The organism is Veillonella intestinalis (assembly GCF_943192895.1).
In the GTDB taxonomy this organism is placed as follows: Bacteria; Bacillota; Negativicutes; order Veillonellales; family Veillonellaceae; genus Veillonella_A; species Veillonella_A intestinalis.
The window spans coordinates 33,651-55,303 of sequence record NZ_CALPCB010000006.1; the positions used below are offsets into that span (position 1 = coordinate 33,651).

Annotated in this window: 16 protein-coding genes; all 16 read right to left on the reverse strand. The window is 39.6% G+C overall.

Annotated elements, in window-relative coordinates; genetic code table 11:
• Positions 1–30: 30 nt before the first annotated feature.
• Positions 31–1,584 (reverse strand): citrate lyase subunit alpha, encoded by a 1,554-nt coding sequence (gene citF / locus NFR27_RS05725; protein WP_251442536.1) that lies wholly within the window; start codon positions 1,582–1,584, stop codon positions 31–33.
• Positions 1,574–2,818: a citrate lyase acyl carrier protein gene (gene citD, locus NFR27_RS05730; protein ID WP_251442540.1), complete on the reverse strand. Its 1,245-nt coding sequence runs from the start codon at positions 2,816–2,818 to the stop codon at positions 1,574–1,576. The genes citF and citD overlap by 11 nt, the downstream gene beginning before the upstream one ends.
• Positions 2,819–2,943: 125 nt before the next feature.
• On the reverse strand, positions 2,944–4,374 hold the full coding sequence (locus NFR27_RS05735; protein ID WP_251442542.1) for an anion permease: 1,431 nt from the start codon (positions 4,372–4,374) through the stop codon (positions 2,944–2,946).
• 349 nt (positions 4,375–4,723) lie between these two features.
• A complete protein-coding gene (locus tag NFR27_RS05740) occupies positions 4,724–5,617 on the reverse strand; it encodes a LysR family transcriptional regulator (RefSeq protein ID WP_251442545.1) in 894 nt (297 codons plus the stop codon).
• Positions 5,618–5,629: 12 nt separating this feature from the next.
• Positions 5,630–6,328, reverse strand: coding sequence for a Bax inhibitor-1/YccA family protein (locus NFR27_RS05745; RefSeq protein WP_251442548.1), 699 nt, complete (start codon positions 6,326–6,328; stop codon positions 5,630–5,632).
• A gap of 58 nt (positions 6,329–6,386) precedes the next feature.
• Positions 6,387–8,135, reverse strand: coding sequence for a pyruvate kinase (gene pyk, locus NFR27_RS05750; protein ID WP_251442552.1), 1,749 nt, complete (start codon positions 8,133–8,135; stop codon positions 6,387–6,389).
• 77 nt (positions 8,136–8,212) lie between these two features.
• Positions 8,213–11,623, reverse strand: a complete 3,411-nt coding sequence (locus NFR27_RS05755) for a DNA polymerase III subunit alpha (protein ID WP_251442555.1) — start codon at positions 11,621–11,623, stop codon at positions 8,213–8,215.
• A 184-nt stretch (positions 11,624–11,807) separates the two neighbouring features.
• Positions 11,808–12,590, reverse strand: a complete 783-nt coding sequence (locus NFR27_RS05760) for a M48 family metallopeptidase (protein ID WP_251442559.1) — start codon at positions 12,588–12,590, stop codon at positions 11,808–11,810.
• Positions 12,591–12,601: 11 nt separating this feature from the next.
• On the reverse strand, positions 12,602–14,413 hold the full coding sequence (gene typA, locus NFR27_RS05765) for a translational GTPase TypA (RefSeq protein ID WP_251442562.1): 1,812 nt from the start codon (positions 14,411–14,413) through the stop codon (positions 12,602–12,604).
• A gap of 168 nt (positions 14,414–14,581) precedes the next feature.
• Positions 14,582–15,025, reverse strand: a complete 444-nt coding sequence (locus tag NFR27_RS05770) for a cupin domain-containing protein (RefSeq protein ID WP_251442564.1) — start codon at positions 15,023–15,025, stop codon at positions 14,582–14,584.
• Positions 15,026–15,101: 76 nt separating this feature from the next.
• Positions 15,102–15,413 (reverse strand): heavy-metal-associated domain-containing protein, encoded by a 312-nt coding sequence (locus NFR27_RS05775; RefSeq protein WP_251442567.1) that lies wholly within the window; start codon positions 15,411–15,413, stop codon positions 15,102–15,104.
• 76 nt (positions 15,414–15,489) lie between these two features.
• On the reverse strand, positions 15,490–15,726 hold the full coding sequence (locus tag NFR27_RS05780) for a Sec-independent protein translocase subunit TatA/TatB (protein ID WP_251442570.1): 237 nt from the start codon (positions 15,724–15,726) through the stop codon (positions 15,490–15,492).
• A 107-nt stretch (positions 15,727–15,833) separates the two neighbouring features.
• Positions 15,834–16,580, reverse strand: coding sequence for a 6-phosphogluconolactonase (pgl, locus tag NFR27_RS05785; protein ID WP_251442573.1), 747 nt, complete (start codon positions 16,578–16,580; stop codon positions 15,834–15,836).
• On the reverse strand, positions 16,565–18,097 hold the full coding sequence (gene zwf, locus NFR27_RS05790) for a glucose-6-phosphate dehydrogenase (protein ID WP_251442576.1): 1,533 nt from the start codon (positions 18,095–18,097) through the stop codon (positions 16,565–16,567). The genes pgl and zwf overlap by 16 nt, the downstream gene beginning before the upstream one ends.
• Positions 18,098–18,397: 300 nt before the next feature.
• Positions 18,398–20,236 carry a carbon starvation CstA family protein gene (locus tag NFR27_RS05795; protein WP_277612537.1) on the reverse strand — a complete coding sequence of 613 codons (1,839 nt, stop codon included), beginning with the start codon at positions 20,234–20,236 and terminating at the stop codon, positions 18,398–18,400.
• 419 nt (positions 20,237–20,655) lie between these two features.
• A complete protein-coding gene (locus tag NFR27_RS05800) occupies positions 20,656–21,645 on the reverse strand; it encodes a bile acid:sodium symporter family protein (RefSeq protein ID WP_251442579.1) in 990 nt (329 codons plus the stop codon).
• Between the last annotated feature and the right edge of the window lie 8 nt (positions 21,646–21,653).

Genomic DNA, 21,653 nt, shown 5'->3' on the forward strand with positions numbered 1-21,653 from the left:
TAATTAATTTGTCTTTATTCCATCGACTAATTAGTCTAATGGTTTGCGAACTACGTCGATAATAGAGCCGTCACGGTATTCAACGATAGCTACTACATCTTCGTCTTTATCGCTTACAGTAATACCTTCTGGTTTACCAACAAGATCAAAAGCTAATTTCTGTAACTCTTCAATTGTGTAAATTGGTAAGTTAGAATCTTTAAAGCGTTCAATCAAGTCAGTGCGACGAGGGTTAATAGCGATACCGCGTTCTGTTACAATTACGTCAACAGATTCACCTGGCGTAATAACAGTTTGAACGCTATCTAAAATCATTGGCAAACGGCCACGTACTAATGGACAAGTAATAACTGTACATTTAGCACCAGCAGCTGTATCACTGTGACCACCAGAAGCCCCCATAAGAACGCCATTGGAGTCAGTCATACAGTTAACATTAAAGTTTGTATCAATTTCAGTAGCACCAAGGAATACAACATCAAGGTAGTTAGTCATATTGTCAGTCCAAGGATCCGCATACATGGATGCACTCATTTCAATATGAGCAGGGTTTTTATGTAAAGAAGCAGCTGCTACTGTATCAAATGTTTGAGTATCATAAATAGCATTGATTAAACCGTCTTCTAACATACCTGCCAAAATACCAGTGGCACCACCAATACCAAAACCAGCTTTAACGCCTTGTTCTTTTAGTTTTTGGCCGATGAATTTAGCTACTGTTAAAGGTGCCCCACCAGCACCAAGCTGGAAGCTGAAACCTTCTTTAATGATGCCTGCTTGATCAAGGAATTCTGCAGCCATTTCAGCAATTTTAATCTGTACAGGGTTTTTAGTAAAACCAACTGCACCAGAAGCAATCCCTTCTGGATCACCAATTGCTTCTACTTCAACGATGTAATCTACATCTGTTTGAGGTACAGAATAAGGATATACATAATCAACTAAGTTATCAGTAATGGCAACAGTTTTATCTGCATAATGAGAGTCAACCATAGCGTAACCAAGAGCACCACAAGCAGATTTACCTTGCATGCCAGTAAAGTTACCACGGCGGTCACAAGTAGGTGCACCCATGAAGGCTACATCGATGTGAACTTCACCTGCAATAATAGCACGGGCACGGCCACCATGAGAACGAATAACTACAGGACGTTTCAATACGCCTGGATTCTTCGTTAAGAATTTGCCTAGTGCATCACGAAGACCAGAAGTTTCAATAGCTGTTACTGTGCCATCTTTAATCATATCGATTAAGAATTCATGACAAGGGCTAAGAGAACTGGAAGCAACAGTAATATCTTTAATACCTTTTGCTTGAATGCGTTCCATAACCATTTTCATAACATAATCGCCATTACGGAAATGATGGTGGAAAGAAACAGTCATACCATCTTTTAAGCCAGTTTTTTCAATAGCTTCATCGATGGAAGATAATAATTTATCAGCGCCACCTTGATTATATTTAGCAACAGGACGGCCTACACGGCGTACTTTAGGCTCAATAGCGAACTCGCCTTGATATAATTCACGACCCGCAAGAGCTGGTAAATCCATTGGAATTTCGCGATTTGCTTTATTTAACATTAATTTCAGCTCCTTCATCTACTTCTACTTTAATACCGGCTGCACGTGCTTTATCTACAATGCGTTGTGCACGAACTACGATAGGACCATCAATCATCTTACCGTCAACAGCAATAACGCCTTTATTGTTTTTCAAAGCATCTGCATAGCTATTCAATACTTTAACAGAATGAGCAATTTCTTTTTCATCTGGAGTAAATACTTTGTGAGCCAATTTAATCTGACTTGGATGGATACAAGATTTACCATCGAAGCCAAGGGCCTTAATGTATTGTACTTCTTCTACGAAACCATCTAGATCTTTAACATCAGAGAATACAGTATCTACGCAACGAATACCTGCTTCACGAGCTGCCAATAAGATAGATTGACGAGCAAATGCTAATTCAACAGCTGGTTTAGATTTACCAGTGCGAAGGTCAGCACGATAATCTTCAGCACCAAGTGCGATACCTACAACGCGAGGGCCATGGCAGATTTCACGTACATTATAAAGACCTTTAACGGATTCAATCGCTACAATAATATTAATTGTACCTTCTTCCCAACCATTAGCTTTTTCTACTTCTTCAATTTTACGAGCTACGATTTCAACTTCAGATACGTCTTCAGTTTTTGGAATACGAATCAAGTTTGGTTTAGCTGGTACAATTACATCTAAGTCATCATAGCCATATGGTGTCTGAGTTGGATGGTTAATACGAACTACTGTTTCAGAGCGGAAAGTCATGCTTTTCAAAGCTTCAGCTGTCATCAAACGAGCTGTATCTTTTTCTGTTACAGGAATGGAGTCTTCAATATCAAACATCAAGCTATCCGCACCGTGGATATCTGCGCTATTAATCATTTTAGGCGTATTCCCAGGCACGAACATCATGCTACGAGAAATACGAGCTTTAGCAGCTTCTGATAATGGTAAATTTTTAACTTCTACGGGACGAGTTTCGTCATGAGTTACAGTAGCTTTCGGTTCAGAACCGCGTTCTAAAGCACCTAATACACGTGCTTTAATTGCATAGTCCCAAGCGGCCTTATCATCGGCGATAACCTTTACCCCATCATAACCAGCTTCTTTTACTGTGTTCACGATTAATTCTTCAATGTGTTTACCATACTGGCGTTTTACTTTTGAAGTTAATTCAACTTCAATACCAGCTGCGATTGGCTCAACGGTTACAAGACAATCTTGTTTTTCGTCAAAACCAGCAGTCGCTGCTTTTACTAATTTGTTCATAGCTTCGCATCCTTTCTTAACGAATCATAGCTAATAATAAACTAACACTAAACCAAAAAGAACTAAAATTTATAATTTACTGATACTCAAGTGGAGCAAAGCCCCACCTGAGCTGGTAACATAACTTATTTAATAAGGCCGATAGCAGACCAGTAACCATAACCAACGGTCATTGTTAAGATGAAACATACGATAGCAACTAAGCCACCTACAATCCACCAAGTCTTAACATCATTAAACCCTTCACCAAAGATAATTGGTGCTGCCGCTCCGCCGTAGTGAGTTAAGGCCCCACCATAGGAGTTAGTCGCAGCTAATACAAGAGCAAGTCCCATTGGATCAACACCAGCTACTTTACCAACTGTCAAGAATACTGGTAACATAGCTACTACATAAGCACTACCAGAAGCGAATAAATAACGAACCGCTACACTGATAAAGCCAATAACCACTAACGCAATAAATGCATTATCGCCGAAGTGAATATGTGTTTCCATGAATTTAGCTAACCATTCAAAGAATTTCACTTTACTTAACGCACTGGACATACCGATAATACCGCCGAACCAAATGAATGTGTTCCAAGCGCCATTACTTTTAAGTACATCATCCCATTTAATAACATTACATACAATGGATAAGCACATAGCCGCTACAGCTACGGCTGTCGCATTGATAGAAAGTTTAATACCAAAACCTTGATCCAAAATGGAAGGCATTGCCCAACCAAGTAAAGCTAAAACGAAAATAGCTACCAAGATTTTTTCACTTAATTTCATTGGCCCTAAATCTTCAAGACCTTGTTTAGCAATCGTATGATTGTCAATCTTAGTCAATGTAGGACGTTCAACAAGATAAGTAACAAATGGAACTACTAATAACATTACTAAGCCAGGAATTACCATAGCTAAGGCCCAAACACCCCAGTTGAGGTCAACTCCTAAAATTTTATTCATAAAGTCAGCTGCTAATAAGTTAGGTGCCATAGCCGTAGCAAACATGAAAGATGTTACTTTAGTAACCATATAAGTGTTAGCACTTAAGTAAGCACCTGCTTTTTTAGCAGTTTCACCTGGTTCAGAACCAAGGGCACGAGCGGTAGCATTGATAATCGGATATACGATACCACCAGCACGAGCTGTATTCGAAGGGGTTACTGGAGAAATAATAAAATCTAAGATAGCGGTAACATAACCCAAACGCAATACAGTGGAACCAAACATACCAATCAAATGATACGCAATACGACGACCAAGACCGGTTTTAACAAATGCTACAGATAAAGCAAAGGCAGAAAATACTAACCACAATGTAGAGGATGCATATCCAGATAACACAGCGGATGTATTATTTAAGAAAATAGAAGATGCTGCAATAGATACTAATAAAACTACAGGAGCACCCCATGGTTTAATAACTAAACCTACAATCGCTGTCAAATAAAAACCAAACAAGCGCCAAGCATTTACTTCAAGACCTTCCGGCGGTGGCATGAACCAAATAATTAACGGAATCAACGCCATAACTGCAATTTTAATTAATTTGCTGTTGTTCATTCTGTAAAACTCCTTAAAATAAAAACGTATAATACACTATAAACACAAACTTTAAGATTGTGGCAAATGACGTATCAAACGTTTTGCTCAACCTGTAAGCCCATTATATCGGTCTATATCAAATCTGAAAAATAAAAAGCTTATATGCGCTGTATAAATTTTTTATCGACATTTTTTCATTCATTAGATTACTTTAGGTAATACCACCTAAAACAGCATGAAAAAAGAACCTTTTCATAAAATATGAAAAGATTCTCTAAAATACATCATATAATTTGCAATATCAGCATAACTCAATAATTATATTTACAATCTAATTACTAATAATTATAACTTGATTAATATCAAACTAAAATTCAATAGCAACCGGTGTATAATTCTTATAATGTTCACACACATAATCAATAAATGTTTTAGCCGCAATAAGCTTTGTACTTACTTCACTATACTGCAATAAAGTACTACGCATAAATGGGGTTCCATCTTTATGATAAATAGGTGCTACATGAATACCTTCATCTTTGCAAGATCCAAGTCCTAAATATGGCAAAATAGCCCAACCTAGCCCTTCACGCACAAAGTGACGACAGGTCACCATCGAATCAAGTTCCATAGCCGGTTCTAGGTTAGTCGGTAAATTTTCACTTCGCCAACTCTCTACTATTGAAGATATAGATCCATCCGTACGGTATTGAATCCAAGGTAAGGAAGATAAATCATCAATTGTTATAGGATCCTTATAAACTAAACAATAAGGCTCTTCAAATAGCTTAATAGAATTCGGGGTCTCTTTAAAATTTCCCCGCGTAATTGCGACCATTACTTCACCGCTATTAAACATTTTATTCACATGAGAACTATAACCTGATTTTACTTGAATATGAATATGAGGATATTCTTTAGTAAATAAACTAAGCAAATGTGGTAATTGGTAATCCGCAAAATTTATAGACGAAGCAATTTTCAAAGTCCCTTGAATCTCGCCACTCATTTCACCAATGGATTGCTTTAGACTCTCAGTCTCTTCTAACATACGCCGACAATAGGCATGAAATACTTCACCTTGTGGCGTTAAGGTAATCCCTTCATTGGTACGCAATAACAATGGACAACCTAAATCTTCTTCTAAATGACGCAAACGATAACTCAAAGCAGGTTGCGATAAAAATAACTTATCAGCTGCTTTTGTAATATTCCCCTCAGCCACCACGGTAACGAAGGTTTGCCACTCTTTTTCATCCATAGATAAGCCTCCTTAGTCTCTGCGGAAAAAGCGTAAAATGGATAAGAAGATATTGATAAAATCTAAGTAAAGCATTAACGCACCAATTAACTCGATACGTTCTAATACATCATCATCCTCAAGAGCAGCTACAGTCAGCAATCCTTTAATACGATTCACATCTACCGCTGTGAAAATTGTGAAAATAATAACGCCTAGCGCACCTAAGCCCAAATTAACTATGCCACTATTGAAGAAGAACATATTTAATAAGCTCACTACGATAAGCGCGATTACCGCGCCTACTAAATACGTCGACCAAGAGGTTAAGTCCTTTTTGATGACACCGCCAATAATAGCAAAAGTGCCAAAGAAAGCAACCGCTCCTAGGAACGCATAAAAGAAAGCACTACTGCCATACACTACGCTTAATACAGCTAAGGTTAGCCCATTTAGAATGGAATAAATAAAAAACATCGCTTTAAGAGATGTTAAACTAGCACTCATCTGTCGAGCACTAAACAAAATAACAACCCCTAATTCAATAAATAATATAATATTATAATTAGATGCGGCCATATGGAGCCATTGTGGGTTAAATAGGGCGGCTAATAAAGTAACAAAGGTAGTTAAAATACCCCACCCCATCCACAACATAGAATTGCGCAACTTACGCGCTACCACTTGAGACACTACCGATTGCTCAGCGTTCACTGGCATAGAGTAATTCATAAAAACCTCCTCATATTCTGTCATGGATACATACCGCACAATGCCTCAAAGAGAATAACTAACGGGCGTTAGCAATTCCTTCAAATACTTTACCGCGTGATCCATCAACAGTTACAACTTCACCATCTTTAATTACTTGTTCTGCATTAGTAACACCTAATACAACAGGAATTCCAAAATTAATCCCTGCAATCGCAGCCGCAGAAGTAAAACCATCTTCAGCCGCAATAATAGCACTTGCTCGCTTAGCAAACGGCATTAAATCTGCTTCTAAAGTACGGACTACTAAAATGTCGCCATCACGGAAAGATGCCTGAGCTTTAGTTGCATCATAAGCAATACATACACGACCCGTAGCAGCTCCTTTACCAACACCATTGCCAGCTAATACAGCTTTGCCAACTACATGTACTCGAATCATATTGGTTGTGCCTGCTGTACCTGATGGAACGCCAGCTGTAATTACTACTAAATCACCAGACTCAATACGATTTTCCGCTAAGGATGCACTAATAGCACTATGCACCATTTCATCAGAATTGGCATGATCAATTCCTTTAACGGCCTCTACACCCCAATATAACTGTACACGACGCACAGTTTCTTCATGTGGTGTTACAGCTAAAATTTTGGCCAACGGGCGATTACGAGAGATGCTCATCGCGGTTTTACCGGTTTCAGTACAAGTAATAATCGCAGCTGCATCAAGATTTTTAGCTACCGTAACCGTAGCGGCACTAATAGCTTCTGTCGTTTGTACCGTATCAGCCACAAATGGATGTTCCATGTTGCAATACAACGTAGAATGTTCCGTTACTTCTGCAATGCGAGCCATTGTCTGTACCGCTTCAACTGGATATTTACCACCAGCCGTTTCACCAGACAACATAACGGCATCAGTACCATCTAAAATAGCATTAGCCACATCACTTGCTTCAGCACGAGTAGGCCGTGGATTAGTCGTCATAGATTCCAACATTTGAGTTGCTGTAATAACAGGTTTCGATGCTTTATTACACTTGCTAATCATCATCTTTTGAAGCACTGGCACTTCTTCAGCCGGAATTTCTACACCTAAATCGCCACGGGCTACCATGAGGCCATCAGACATACGCAAAATATCATCTAAGTTATTGATACCTTCTTCATTTTCAATCTTAGAGATAATCTTAATATCCTTGCCTTCTTCTTCTAAAATGCGACGAATCGCGACTACATCACTGCCTCGTTGCATAAAAGAAGCTGCCACATAGTCAACCCCTTGCTGGCAACCAAAGCGTAAATCTGCCATATCACTGTCCGACACAGGTGGCAAGCTAAGCGGTACCCCTGGTACAGCTACACGCTTACGATCACTCATAGGGCCACTATTTTGAATCGTCGTATAAATTTCAGTGCCTTCAATTTTATCAACATTAAGTGTAACAAGACCATCAGATAATAAAATCTGGCAGCCTACCGTTACATCATTAACTAACCCTTTATGATTAACGGAACAAATAGTAGCGTCCCCTTCTACATCACGCATAGTCAAAGTGAACGGTTTGCCTGCTTCTAGCATAACACGTCCTTCTTTGAAATGACCTAAACGAATTTCAGGACCTTTTGTATCAAGCATAAGCGCTACCGGAATCCCTGTCTTACGTGAAGCTTCCCGAACAGCATTCATGCGCTTCGTATGTTCTTCATAAGAGCCATGGGAAAAGTTAAAGCGTGCTACGTTCATGCCTGCTTCTAACATATGTTCCAACACACCAGGTGCGTCTGTGCTCGGTCCAATAGTACAAACAATCTTAGTTTTCTTCATAGTAGAATACCTCACTTATAATGGATTGATATAAAGCCTATGTTTTCCCTTCATAGTACCCATTATACACCAGTATTCTACATAATTTCTACACTGTCAGGGCCTAAAATTTTTTCGATAGCTTGGCATATTTTAGTCCCAGGCGTTATAAAATATTCCTTTGCTACATCAATACGTTTACGTTGTCGATGTAGGTAAAAAGAGACCGGAACTGTCCCATCTGTTTCAAGCAATACTTTTTTAAGGCTATTACTTGCTTCCGCTGTATCAAAACCAGGACGAATATGGATAATTATCTGCTTAGCCTTTTCATAATTCACTTTTAACGGCTTCACCGAATCAGCAATAATTTGCACACCCTTTTCATCAGCATCAATACGGCCCGTAATACGCACAGCCATATCAACCGCTAAATAGGCCTGACTTTGTTGAAATACAGTCGGAAAGGCTACAATAGAGGCCGAACCTGAAAAATCTTCCAAACGCAAAATAGACATAATGTCATTACGACGCGTTACCTTGTCTGATTTATCTACAATGAGCCCCCCTACAGTGACCGTCTGACCATCGTATTGTTCAGGATTAGAACTAAGTTTCCCCATTTCAAATAAGCCACTTAATTCCTCCACAAAAGCATTCAAAGGATGACCAGTAATATAAAAGCCAGTATATTCTTTTTCATCACGTAATTTTTCTTCGGACGGCAAATCAGGCAAATTAGGGACTTCAATAGTTTCCTCAACTGCTAAATCATCACCAAACAAACTCATCGTTCCACGGGCTTCTTCTTTTTGCAAACGCTGGCCTAAACTTTGCGCTCCTTCATACATCGCCAGCAATTGATTGCGATTTTCTTTAAAACTGTCCATCGCACCACAGCGAATCAAACTTTCTAGTAGGCGCTTATTAATTACCTTAGAATCAACTCGTTTGCAAAAATCAAGAATTGACGTATATAAACCACCTTGCTGACGTTCAAAAAGTAGCTGCTGAATTGCATTGTCGCCTACACTTTTTACCCCACCAAGGCCAAAGCGAATCGCCCCATCTTGTACGGCAAACGCTTGCTCACCATAATTAATATCAGGACCTAATACTTTAACACCATGTTTCTTACAGTCATTAATATAATATGTCAATTTATCTACATTGGTCATGAAACTCGACAAGGTAGCTGCCATAAACTCTGGATAATAATGAGCTTTTAAATATGCCGTCTGATACGCAATATAGGCATAGGCGGCACTATGGGATTTATTAAAACCATAACCAGCAAAGTATACGAGCAAGTCAAACACTTCATTGGCAATAGCTGGATCAATCTGATTCTTAGTAGCCCCTTCAATAAAGGATTCACGCTGTGCCTTTAATACCGATTCCTTCTTCTTACCCATCGCACGACGCATTAAATCCGCTTGCCCCAAGGAGAAACCACCCATAGCCGAGGCAATCTGCATAACTTGTTCTTGATACAAAATAACCCCGAAAGTATCCTTTAAAATAGGCTCTAATAAAGGATGAAGATAGGTAATTTCCATCTCACCATGACGGCGTTTGATAAAATCTTCTACCATGCCACTGCCAAGAGGCCCTGGTCGATATAATGCTACAAGCGGAATCAAGTCTTCAAAATGCTCAGGTCGTAAATCCATAACCAGCTTAGTAATCCCTTCAGATTCAAGCTGGAATACACCTGGTGTATCCCCTTTAGTCAACAAATCACAAGCCGCCGCATCATCAAGAGGAATTGCATCTAAATCTAAATCAATGCCACGATTCGCTTTAATTAAAGCGAGGGCATCTCCCATTACCGTTAACGTTCGTAGCCCTAAAAAGTCCATCTTTAACAGGCCTAACTCTTCAATATTATCCTTATCATATTGAGTGACAAAACCACTGTCATTAGCATTTTGAATTGGCACATGGTCTTCTAAAGGAGCCGCCGAGATTACAACCCCGGCCGCATGGGTAGACGCATTGCGCACAATGCCTTCCAATTTACGACCATAATCAAATAATTGCTTAACTTGAGGATCACTTTCATAGGCTGCCTTCAACTCTTTACCTTTCAAGGCCTTATCCAACGTAATCCCCAATTCATTAGGAATCATCTTAGCTAACCGATTGACTTCTGGTAGCGGATGATCTAGTACACGGCCCACATCACGAATAACGGCTCGTGCCGCTTCTGTACCAAACGTAATAATTTGTGCTACTCGTGCTTGCCCATATTTTTCAGTTACATATTCAATTGCCTTGCCACGTTTTTCATAGCAAAAGTCAATATCAATATCAGGCATACTAATGCGTTCTGGATTCAAAAAGCGTTCAAACAAAAGATTATATTTTAATGGATCAAGGCCCGTAATCCCCAGTAAATATGCCACCACAGAGCCAGCCGCACTGCCACGTCCAGGGCCCACTAAAATGTCATGTTCCCGCGCGTATCGCACATAGTCCCATACGATTAGAAAATAATCGTCAAAGCCCATTTGAGCAATAACAGATAATTCATAGTCTAACCGTTCCTGCAATTCTGGTGTTACTGTGCCATAGAGCCGAGGAATTTCTCGCTCACATAAATGACGTAAATAAGTAGTCGCATTTTCTCCTTCTGGCACATCAAAATGAGGTAAGTGGTGTTCATCAAAATTAAACGCGACCTGACACCGTTCAGCAATGGCGAGCGTATTTTCTATAGCCCCTGGAATATGACCAAATAAGGCTGCCATTTCATCGCCACTTTTCATATAAAATTCGTCATTAGGGAATTTTAAACGATTCGTTTCGGCTACTTTTGCCCCAGTAGCAATGCACACTTTAATATCTTGGGCATCAGCATCTTCTTTCAGTACATAATGAAAATCATTAGAGCAAACAATGCCTACCTCATATTCCTTGGCCAACGCTACTAAAGCTTCTTGCGCCTTTACTTCCGCTGGCAAGCCATGATTTTGTATTTCTAAGAAAAAGTTATCTTTCCCATAAATATCAATATATGTTTCTAACGCACGACGAGCCCCTTCGGGATTATCCTGCAAAATGCACTGAGGGATTTCCCCTTGAATACAAGCACTCAGTGCAATTAGTCCCTTGCTATGACGGCGCAATAAATCATGATCTACCCGAGGTTTACGATAAAAACCTTCGGTAAATCCACGAGATACAATCTTCGTAAGATTTTGATAGCCTTCCATAGTTTCAGCTAGCAGAATTAAATGCTTTAAACGCTCCTGTTTAACACTATTAGCGTCTTTGTCAAAACGACTCCCTACTGTAACATACACTTCACAACCAATAATCGGTTTAATGCCAGCTTTAACAGCTTCTTTATAAAAATAGATAGCCCCACACATGTTCCCATGGTCTGTAATAGCTAAAGCGGGCATATTCAATTCCTTAGCCCGTGCCACCATCTGTGGCAACCGACTAATCCCATCTTGCAAACTATATTCTGTATGTCCATGCAAATGAACAAATGGTTTCATAGGTGCCCTCCTTTATAGACTCACAAGGTTATCCTGTTTTCTATAGTTTTAACTTGATGTGTTTCTTTATATAAAAAGGACCGACCACGAGGTCAGTCCTGATTCTGTACCTTATTTAATTATATCACATCTAACAACTACATCTTATGCATTATATTAACGTTGTTGACTCATAAATTACATATTACGATTTACCACGAAAATACGCTGTTAACGCATGCCGTACTTCACGCCATTCAGGCATAAATTGTGCAACTACTTGCCAAAACTTAGGTGAGTGATTCGGCTGTATGAAATGAGCAAATTCATGAATCATCACATATTCTAAAAAATGCTGCGGCCCCATTAACAATTGTTGATTAATCATAATTCGTTGTGTCCGCAAAGAGCAAGAACCCCAACGAGTTTTCGCTTTACGAATTCTAAGACTTGGATAGGGTACATCATAGCCCGCCTCAATATAACGATTATAAATACGATCACGCATGTCCTTGACGGTAGCCTCACACAATTGTAGCCAAAACTTCAGCATCAATTGTGCCCGCTGGTCTAAGGTACTCGCCGGTTTTACATACATATAAATAGTATACGGATCCGATTCACTCCAGGTCACATAAGAACTATGATTCGGTTCACAAGGCTCTACCAATAATTTAGCCTTATATCCCAGTATATAAAAAATATCGCCCGTTTCATAGCTCACTTCTACCGTTGGTTGCTGATATGTGGCAAAGCGCTGTCTAGCTCTATCAATAAAACCCTTATGCTCATCTACAAAGTGAGCAATCGTGGTTGCTGACGTGCGCCAAGGAGCTGAAACTTTGACAGCTCCATTAGGCATAACACGTAAATTTAAATTCTTAATAGCTTTCCAAGTTACTGTATAAGGAACCATTTCGCCGGCAATGCGTAATTCATAGGTCCTAGATTCCGACTTACGCGACGAATTTCGTGACCAGTTAGCCATGACACTAGCTCTTAGCGTGCGTTTTTAGCTGCTTTAGCACGTGCAGCACGATCTAAGATAGCTTTACGCATGCGAATGCTCTTTGGTGTAACTTCTACTAATTCATCGTCATTAATCCATTCTAAAGCTTGTTCTAAGCTGAAAATGCGAGGTGGTACTAAACGCACCGCTTCATCAGAGGAGCTAGAACGCATGTTAGTAACATGTTTTTTCTTACATGGGTTAACGTCCATATCTGACTCACGAGCATTTTCACCAATAACACGACCTGTATACACTGGTTCATTTGGGCCGATGAATAAAGTTCCACGATCTTGAATGGAGTTCAATCCATATGGTGTTGTTTCGCCATCTTCAAAGGCTACTAAGGCACCACGTGTACGGCCAGGAATTTCACCCTTAAATGGTGCATATCCATGGAATACATGGTTCATAATACCATTACCTTTAGTGCTTGTTAAGAATTGTGCGCGGAAACCAATAAGCCCACGAGCTGGAATAATGAATTCCATACGTAAGTAACCAGCTAATTCGTTCATATTAATTAATTCAGCCTTACGAGCCCCTAAGTTTTCCATAACAGTACCCATGAATTCTTGTGGTACGTCAATTGTTAAATATTCTAATGGTTCGCACAATTGATCATTAATGCGTTTGTAAATTACGCGAGGTTTCCCAACTTGCAATTCATACCCTTCACGGCGCATAGTTTCAATTAAAACTGCTAAATGAAGTTCACCACGGCCAGATACTTTAAAGGCATCTGGAGATTCTGTTTCTTCCACTTTCATGGACACATTGGTTTCTACTTCTTTGAACAAACGGTCACGCAAATGACGGCTTGTTACATAATCCCCTTCACGACCTGCAAATGGAGAGTTATTTACGGAGAATACCATGGATAATGTTGGTTCATCAATCGTAAGGGCTGGCAATGCTTCTGGATGTTCTGAATCGGCAACAGTTTCACCAATATTGATATCTTCAATACCTACGAAAGCCGTAATATCGCCCATAGCCATTTCGTCAGTTTCTACACGATTTAAACCATTGTAAGTGTATACTCGACCGATTTTAGCTTTGCGTGTGCTTTCGCCATTCATAATCACAACTTGTTGGTTTGTTTTCATGCGACCACGCACAATACGACCAACGGCAATTTTACCTACATAATCATCATAGTCAAGCGTTGTTACCATGAACTGTAATGGGCCTTCAATATCACCTTGTGGTGCTGGAATTTCTTTAAGCAATACTTCAAATAAAGGTTGCATATCTTTGCCTTCATCTTCCATGCTTGCTTTAGCAATACCATCACGAGCTGATGCATATACTACAGGGAAATCTAATTGATCATCATCAGCTTCAAGTTCCATGAATAATTCTAACACTTCATCTTCTACTTCATGAACACGTTGGTCTGGACGGTCAATTTTGTTAATAACTACGATTGGTTTTAATTTCTGTTCCAATGCCTTACGAAGTACATATTTAGTCTGTGGCATAGGACCTTCAAAAGCATCAACCAATAATAATACGCCATCTACCATGTTAAGTACACGTTCTACTTCGCCGCCGAAGTCAGCATGGCCTGGGGTGTCAACGATGTTAATCTTTACACCATTATGCATAACAGCCGTATTTTTAGACAAAATGGTAATCCCACGTTCTCTTTCCAAATCATTAGAGTCCATTACGCGTTCGGCCACTTTTTCATTCTCTCTAAAAATATGGCTTTGTTTTAACAAGGCGTCTACCAAAGTTGTTTTACCATGGTCAACGTGTGCAATAATTGCAACATTACGAATATCTTCGCGAATCATGTATGTTTGCCTCCTGTTTCGCTACAAATCAAAAGTATATGTGTGAAATGAAGCGTGCAATCACGATTCATTACGCAGCAGTATAAAGCGTTATCCTGCCTATTTAACAGCTTACAGCCGAAAACAATTTACAGTGATAACGCTTAATTATAACATAAAGAGTAGGTTTTAACAACTTTCTAAAAACTCTTTTATAGCAGGATTCTCTTTCAAGACTTCTATTTCTTCGGCTGTAGGAATTTGAACCTTATCACGCTCTACATTTACTAAACATAAAAAGCCTATATAGTCCCCTTTATTAGCACGGAATTGATGAATCGTATGGCTAGGAATTTCAAGGAAATCGCCCACTTTTACATCTACAATCGAATCCCCTAATAAACATTGCCCCTGCCCACGGAAAATCATAACCATGTGGGTATGTTCATGATGTTCCAATGTAGAATAACCACCTGGTTTCACTTCAAAATAACGAAATTGGCAAGGAATATCAAAGGCTCCATTAAAAAGAACTTGCCGTGTTACATCTTTAAACGGACTGCCATCTTGTTTATAGACTAATGTATCTACACCTTCCCAAGTGTAGGTATCTGTGTCAAACTTCTTAATCATGCGTAGCTCCTCAACCCTAACAATGATACAGTACATAAAATGCGTCCGTTACTCATAGTACGGACGCATCACAAACTTACTTAAATAAACGTTTTAAAGTACCCATAAGCCCGCCATGTTCGTGACCATGAGTAGCTGCTGATACAGACGCCACATCAAAACCAGTAGCATCAATTGCTTCTTTAATAGCATCAGCATTAACTTTATTGCTATCATAAGCAATTGTCACATCTTTAGACTTCAAATCCACTTCAGCAGACATAACACCAGGCAAACCTAATACAGCTGTTTTTACTGTATTTTCGCAATTACTGCACATCATACCTGGCACATTAAATACTTGTTGATGAGTGTGGCCAGTGCTGCCACAACCGCAATCTTTACACATATATAAACCTCCAATCACAAAAGTCATAAAGACCTCCCTAGGGCCTAACGGCATAGGGAGGCCTTGCATAGTTTACTTATTCAGCATCTTTATGCTTTTTATCATTAATAGCGCCCGCTTCTACATCAATAGTTTCCACTTTAGCTACATCAGATACTTTTTCTTCTTTTTTCTTATCTGAACTTACTGCATCTTTAAATTCATTAATGCCCTTACCAATGGCTTTGCCTACTTCTGGTAGCTTACCTGGTCCGAACACAACCAGTGCAATGATAAGCACTAAGATTAATTCTTGTGTTCCGAAATTAAACATAATTTTCACCTCGTTTAGCTACAATAATAATCGTTTCTCTTTACAGTGTAACACGAAAAGAACCTAAATAGCTATAGATGAGTCATAGCAAATTGTCAATTTAAACATTAATTTTTAGCGGCTTTGTCAACGTACCAAACAACTTCCTCTTGCGACAATACAGCCCCCGGTAATACATGACCAATTCGATCTTGCCAAGGTTCATCCATATAATCAGCCCGCTGACGCAATACACGGCCTAAAGCCGCCGCTTTAGATTCACCAACAACGGTAAACCATACATGTTTCGCTTTGGCTAAAAATGGGAACGACATGCTCACGCGTTGCCATACTTTGCCATCAGTTACAGGAATCACAGCACGACTTTCTTCTTCTAACGCGGTAGAACGAGCAAATAAAGAGGCCGTATGTCCATCATCACCAAGACCAAGTAGGGCTAAATCAACACCTTCTTTTTCACAAGCCCGCAACACCATCATGACTTCTTTTTCATAAGCATCCGCTGCTTCCTCTACCGTACCACTATTAGTTGGCACTGGATAAAAATGGCTGCTACCACCAATATAAGCAAATAAACGCTCTTTAGCACGATAGAAATTATTATCTGGATCAGTATGTGGCACAAAGCGCTCATCAACCCAAAGAAAATAAATCCGTTCCCAATCAAGTTGCTTGCGATATTCATCAGTATTCAATAGTTCAAACAATGTATTGGGCGTAGTACCGCCAGAAATAGCGACTACACAAGAACCAGTATCGGCAATACATTGATTAGTCAACGCGACAAAGGCATTTGCTACTGCTTCAGCCACTTCTTGTGGCGTTTCAAAGGAATGAATTATATCTTGCGCCATTGTAAGGATCCCCCTTCCAAAATCTCGTTGGTTTCTTTTGGCCCTTCACTAAAGGCAGGATAGAAACAAAGCGGCACATCATCAGCATTCGCCTCCCACGCACGCAATAAAGGCATAAATAACTGCCAAGATGCTTCAACTGTATCATTGCGCACAAAGAGTGTCTGATCACCTAAAAGAGCATCTAAAATCAAGCGTTCATAAGCATCTGGAATATCTTCCCCTTGCATGAAATCACTATAGGAAAAGTCCATATCTAAAGTGTTTACACATAACTTAGAGCCAGGCGCCTTCACTTCAATAGATAAGCCCATACCTTCGTGAGGCTGCATCCGTAATAACAACACATTTTGATTAAAGTCTTTAGGACGAATTGGTCTAAAAATGGAATGTGGAATTGGCTTAAACGTAATCGCAATTTCACTAGACTTCTTAGGTAAACGCTTGCCCGTTCTCATATAAAACGGCACGCCACGCCAACGCCAATTATCAATGAATAGTTTCAAAGCTACATAGGTCTCTGTTTGCGAACGAGGATTTACTCCTTCTTCTTTGCGATAGCCTGCTGCTGGTCTATCAGAATCAACGGACTCTACATATTGACCACGCACGGCAATTTGACCAAGTTCTTGTTCTTCTAATGGACGAATGGATGAAATTAATTTTGCTATTTCATCACGATATGCATCCGCTTCAAATACGGCCGGTGGTTCCATTGCAATGAGCGATAACATTTGCACCATATGATTCTGGAACATATCACGCAAAGCACCGGCTTTGTCATAATAACCAGCTCGTTTTTCTACACCTAATTCTTCCGCTACCGTGATTTCCACTTTTTCAATATAAGTGTGATTCCATAGCGGTTCAAAAATAGAATTAGCAAAGCGGAGCATTAAAATATTCTGTACTGTTTCTTTACCTAAATAATGGTCAATACGATATGTCTGGGATTCCTTAATATATCGTTTTAACGATTTATCTAGAGCTACGGCACTTTCTAAATCATGTCCAAATGGTTTTTCAATAATTACGCGTGCCCAAGCCTCATCTTCAGCTAATAAGCCTTGCTCTGCTAAGCCCTTTACAATCGGCTCAAACATAGTTGGCGGCATAGCTAAATAGAATAAAGCATTCCCTTCTGTACCATGGACATCACTCACACGAGTTAATTCCGATTGTAAACGCTTAAAAGTATCCGCTTCGGTATATTGCCCAGCTACATAGGAAAAACGCGACAAGAAGTCCTCTGTCACTGTATCACCATTAGCTAGCATAGATTCACGCACTTCTGCTTGAAACTCTTCATTACTCATTTCTGTGCGCGCTACACCAACTACTGCAAATTTCTCTGGTAATAATTTTCGTTCAAACAATGCATATATAGCGGGTAACAATTTTCGTTTCGTCAAATCACCAGAAGCCCCAAAAATTACGATAGCTCCTGGACCTGGTGCCGATTCAACACATAATTGTTCTCGGCAGTTATACGAAACTGTCATTGGTTTTGCACTCATTGTTAGCAATCTCCTATACTATAGAATATCATTATATGCTTACTCTAGCACAAAATGAGAAGAACTTCAATATACGGGTATAAGAAAACGACTGCATAGAAGATACTTCTTAAGCGCACAATATACAACAGTAGCCAATTCATAACAAATAAGTATACAATCACCTTTGACGACGTAATATTTATAACTATGCAAATTTCACAATCATATATAAAAATAAAAAATAACCGCCTCAAGTTTTTACAAACTTAAGACGGTTATTCTTATAGTAATGTCATTCAAACCATAGTTATGTAGAGACTATTTCACTTCTACATTAGCAGTGCCATATTTTTTAAGGCTTTCTGCTTCGATTTCTTCTTGGGTACGATAGCTTTGAGGCATCTTAGCCAAGCGAATCCAGCTGCGAACAGCTTCTACCAACACGATAACAATCATAAGGAACATAACTAAGCTAAACGCCACAAGTGTCCATTTGCCAGCTGGAATATAGCTATAGAACACGTTTTCAAAATCTGCGGCAATGGCAATAATAGCCATGAAGAAACAAGGTACCGCCGTTACCCAAGCGTAACGTTTATGGCCAAGGCGCATAATAACAGTCGTACCAACAGCTAAGGTCATAGTCCCTAATAACTGGTTAGATACACCAAATAATGGCCAGATAATACCGATGTTACCTTGTAATACGAGGTAACCCCACATGATACAGATAAGAGCTGCACAGCCATATACGCCAGGAGCCCAGTTAACGTTTTCAAGTGGTTTGTAGAAACGGCCTAATAATTCTTGTAATAAATAACGACCTACACGAGTACCAGCATCGATTAATGTCATGATGAACAATGCTTCAAACATGATACAGAAGTGGTACCAGTAACCCATTAAATGATCCATATTAGGCAATTTAGAGAAAATATGAGCCATACCAACAGCTAATGATACAGCACCACCTGGACGGTGCATTAAATCTTCCCCTACCATAGCCGATAAGGCTGGCAATTCATGAACCTGTAAGCCTAACGCTTTAAAGGATTCAGCCGTAGAGTTAATAGCAAAGTAATCATCTGGATGTAATGCTGTAGCCGCAATCAACGCCATCATAGCGATGAAGGCTTCTGTAAGCATCGCACCATAACCGATAGGTAAAATTTCACGTTCATTAGTAATCATCTTAGGTGTTGTACCAGTCGCAATTACTGTATGGAAACCGGATAAAGCACCACAAGCGATAGTAATAAAGATGAATGGGAATACAGACCCTTTCAATACAGGGCCACCACCATGAACAAATTGTGTCACAGCTGGCATCTGAATTACAGGCATTACGATGATAATACCAAGTGCTAATGCGCCAATAGTACCGATTTTTAAGTATGTGGACAAATAGTCACGAGGTGCCAACAATAACCAAACTGGTAAAGCGGCTGCAAAGAAACCATATACAGCTAACATGATTTCAATAGTTTGCAAGTCATACGTAAACCAATGCGCATATGGAGATGCTGCTACTTCTGGGCCATAGAAAATAGCCGCAAAGATAAGCGCTACCCCAATAACTGTCGCTTCTTGAATCTTACCAGGGCGTAACCAACGTAAGTAAATCCCTACAAAAACAGCAATCGGAATTGTCATACTTACGGAGAAGAAACCCCAAGCGGAATTGTGAAGAGCATTAGCAACTACTACGGCCATCCCTGCTAAGGTAATGATAAGCAAGAATAAAGTAGCTAACATAGCGCCTACACTAGCTAAATTGGAAATTTCTTCTTTGGCAATATCGGCAATCGATTTGCCATCATAGCGAACAGAGGCAAATAAAATTACCATATCATGCACAGCACCAGCTACTACGGACCCAATTAAGATCCAAAGTAAACCTGGCAAATAACCAAATTGCGCTGCAATAACTGGACCTACTAATGGACCAGCACCGGCAATAGCTGCAAAATGGTGACCAAATGTTACCCACTTATTTGTAGGTACATAGTCATGGCCGTCATTGTGAACGACCGCTGGTGTAGGACGGAATTGGTCCAACACCAATACCTTCGACGCAAGGAATGCCCCGTAGAAGCGATACGCTAAGACGAGGATACACGCCGAGGCGATTACTAGATACAAACCATTCATTTCCACAAAAAAACACCTCCAGTGTTTTATAACAACACTGAAGGTGATGGCTCACATTCAAAATAAATAAGAGCAGAATAATAATCGATGCGTCCTCACAAACAATGTTGCTATTAAGGGAGCGTATATTCTTCTAGACATCTGGTCTATATCGCCGCTCACTAACAACCAATGTTGGGGTCACAAGCTGACATTGTATAAACCGCTGTCTAACTGTGATTACATCCTCCCAATGGCGTAAGTCACAAATTCACTGGAAACTCTAACAAACAACACCTAGAAATTTATCAATTCTTTCGCATACTTATGCCAAAATGCAATCTTTCATGTACCTATTTTACATCGATTCTTAACTGTGTCAATTATCATTTATGAATAATAGATTAATTATAGGCTGATTTAGTATACAATCGTCAAAAAAACGTCTATTCGGATTCTCCTATAAAATCAGTAGGCATCGAGGGTTTTAGGCTCTTATGCTTTTGACGTATAGACGCAAAAATAGCACCTGAAATATTGTGCCACACACTAAAAATTGCCCCTGGTAATGTTGCTAATGGATTCATAGCAAAATGCAAGGTTGCTAGCGATACGGCTAAACCACTATTTTGCATCCCCACTTCAATGGCAATGGCCGTAGCTTTAGGATAGGTGGTTCGTAACAGTTTAGCCGCCACAAGTCCCAAGCACATGCCAATGATATTATGCAGGATAACCACCGCTAAAACCAATAAACCAGCAGTAAATATTTTAGTCACATTGACCGAAATAATACCGGCAATAATCATTACAATAGCTACTGACGAAACTAAAGGCATGCAAGCCAAAAGAGCTTCTAATTTTTTGCCAAAGAAATGATGAATTGCAATGCCTATCAATACAGGCAACAATACGACTTTCACGACAGACAACACCATAGCTAAAAAGGACACTTCTACCCAAGTGCCACCTAGCGAAAAAATTAAAAATGGTGTAATCAAAGGCGCCAACAAAGTTGAGGCAATCGTCATCCCTACTGATAAGGCGACATCCCCTTTAGCAATATAGGTAATTACATTACTCGCCGTCCCCCCAGGACAACAGCCTACCAAAATAACACCTATGGCAATATCCGTAGGCAACTGTAACGCTTGGCAAAGAATATAAGCGGTAATAGGCATAATCGTATACTGAAGCAATATGCCGCCTAACAAGATTTCTTTTGGATTGGCCCAAACAATTTTAAAATCTTGGGCTTTAATAGATAATCCCATACCAAACATGGCTACCCCTAAAAACACCGAGGTATAACTAACGGTCCAACTAAATAATTCGGGAGTCCAACAAGCCCAAATCGTAAAGGCAATAATAATAACACCAATATACTTAGTAATCATAGTAGTAATACGTTGTAAGCTAAGCACAAGTCCATTCATAGCAGCCT

Excerpts from the sequence above, each read along its gene's own strand:
- citF (WP_251442536.1), bottom strand. The coding sequence starts at position 1,584 with ATGTTAAATAAAGCAAATCGCGAAATTCCAATGGATTTACCAGCTCTT.
- citD (WP_251442540.1), bottom strand. The coding sequence starts at position 2,818 with ATGAACAAATTAGTAAAAGCAGCGACTGCTGGTTTTGACGAAAAACAA.
- NFR27_RS05735 (WP_251442542.1), bottom strand. The coding sequence starts at position 4,374 with ATGAACAACAGCAAATTAATTAAAATTGCAGTTATGGCGTTGATTCCG.
- NFR27_RS05740 (WP_251442545.1), bottom strand. The coding sequence starts at position 5,617 with ATGGATGAAAAAGAGTGGCAAACCTTCGTTACCGTGGTGGCTGAGGGG.
- NFR27_RS05745 (WP_251442548.1), bottom strand. The coding sequence starts at position 6,328 with ATGAATTACTCTATGCCAGTGAACGCTGAGCAATCGGTAGTGTCTCAA.
- pyk (WP_251442552.1), bottom strand. The coding sequence starts at position 8,135 with ATGAAGAAAACTAAGATTGTTTGTACTATTGGACCGAGCACAGACGCA.
- NFR27_RS05755 (WP_251442555.1), bottom strand. The coding sequence starts at position 11,623 with ATGAAACCATTTGTTCATTTGCATGGACATACAGAATATAGTTTGCAA.
- NFR27_RS05760 (WP_251442559.1), bottom strand. The coding sequence starts at position 12,590 with ATGGCTAACTGGTCACGAAATTCGTCGCGTAAGTCGGAATCTAGGACC.
- typA (WP_251442562.1), bottom strand. The coding sequence starts at position 14,413 with ATGATTCGCGAAGATATTCGTAATGTTGCAATTATTGCACACGTTGAC.
- NFR27_RS05770 (WP_251442564.1), bottom strand. The coding sequence starts at position 15,025 with ATGATTAAGAAGTTTGACACAGATACCTACACTTGGGAAGGTGTAGAT.
- NFR27_RS05775 (WP_251442567.1), bottom strand. The coding sequence starts at position 15,413 with ATGTGTAAAGATTGCGGTTGTGGCAGCACTGGCCACACTCATCAACAA.
- NFR27_RS05780 (WP_251442570.1), bottom strand. The coding sequence starts at position 15,726 with ATGTTTAATTTCGGAACACAAGAATTAATCTTAGTGCTTATCATTGCA.
- pgl (WP_251442573.1), bottom strand. The coding sequence starts at position 16,580 with ATGGCGCAAGATATAATTCATTCCTTTGAAACGCCACAAGAAGTGGCT.
- zwf (WP_251442576.1), bottom strand. The coding sequence starts at position 18,097 with ATGAGTGCAAAACCAATGACAGTTTCGTATAACTGCCGAGAACAATTA.
- NFR27_RS05800 (WP_251442579.1), bottom strand. The coding sequence starts at position 21,645 with ATGAATGGACTTGTGCTTAGCTTACAACGTATTACTACTATGATTACT.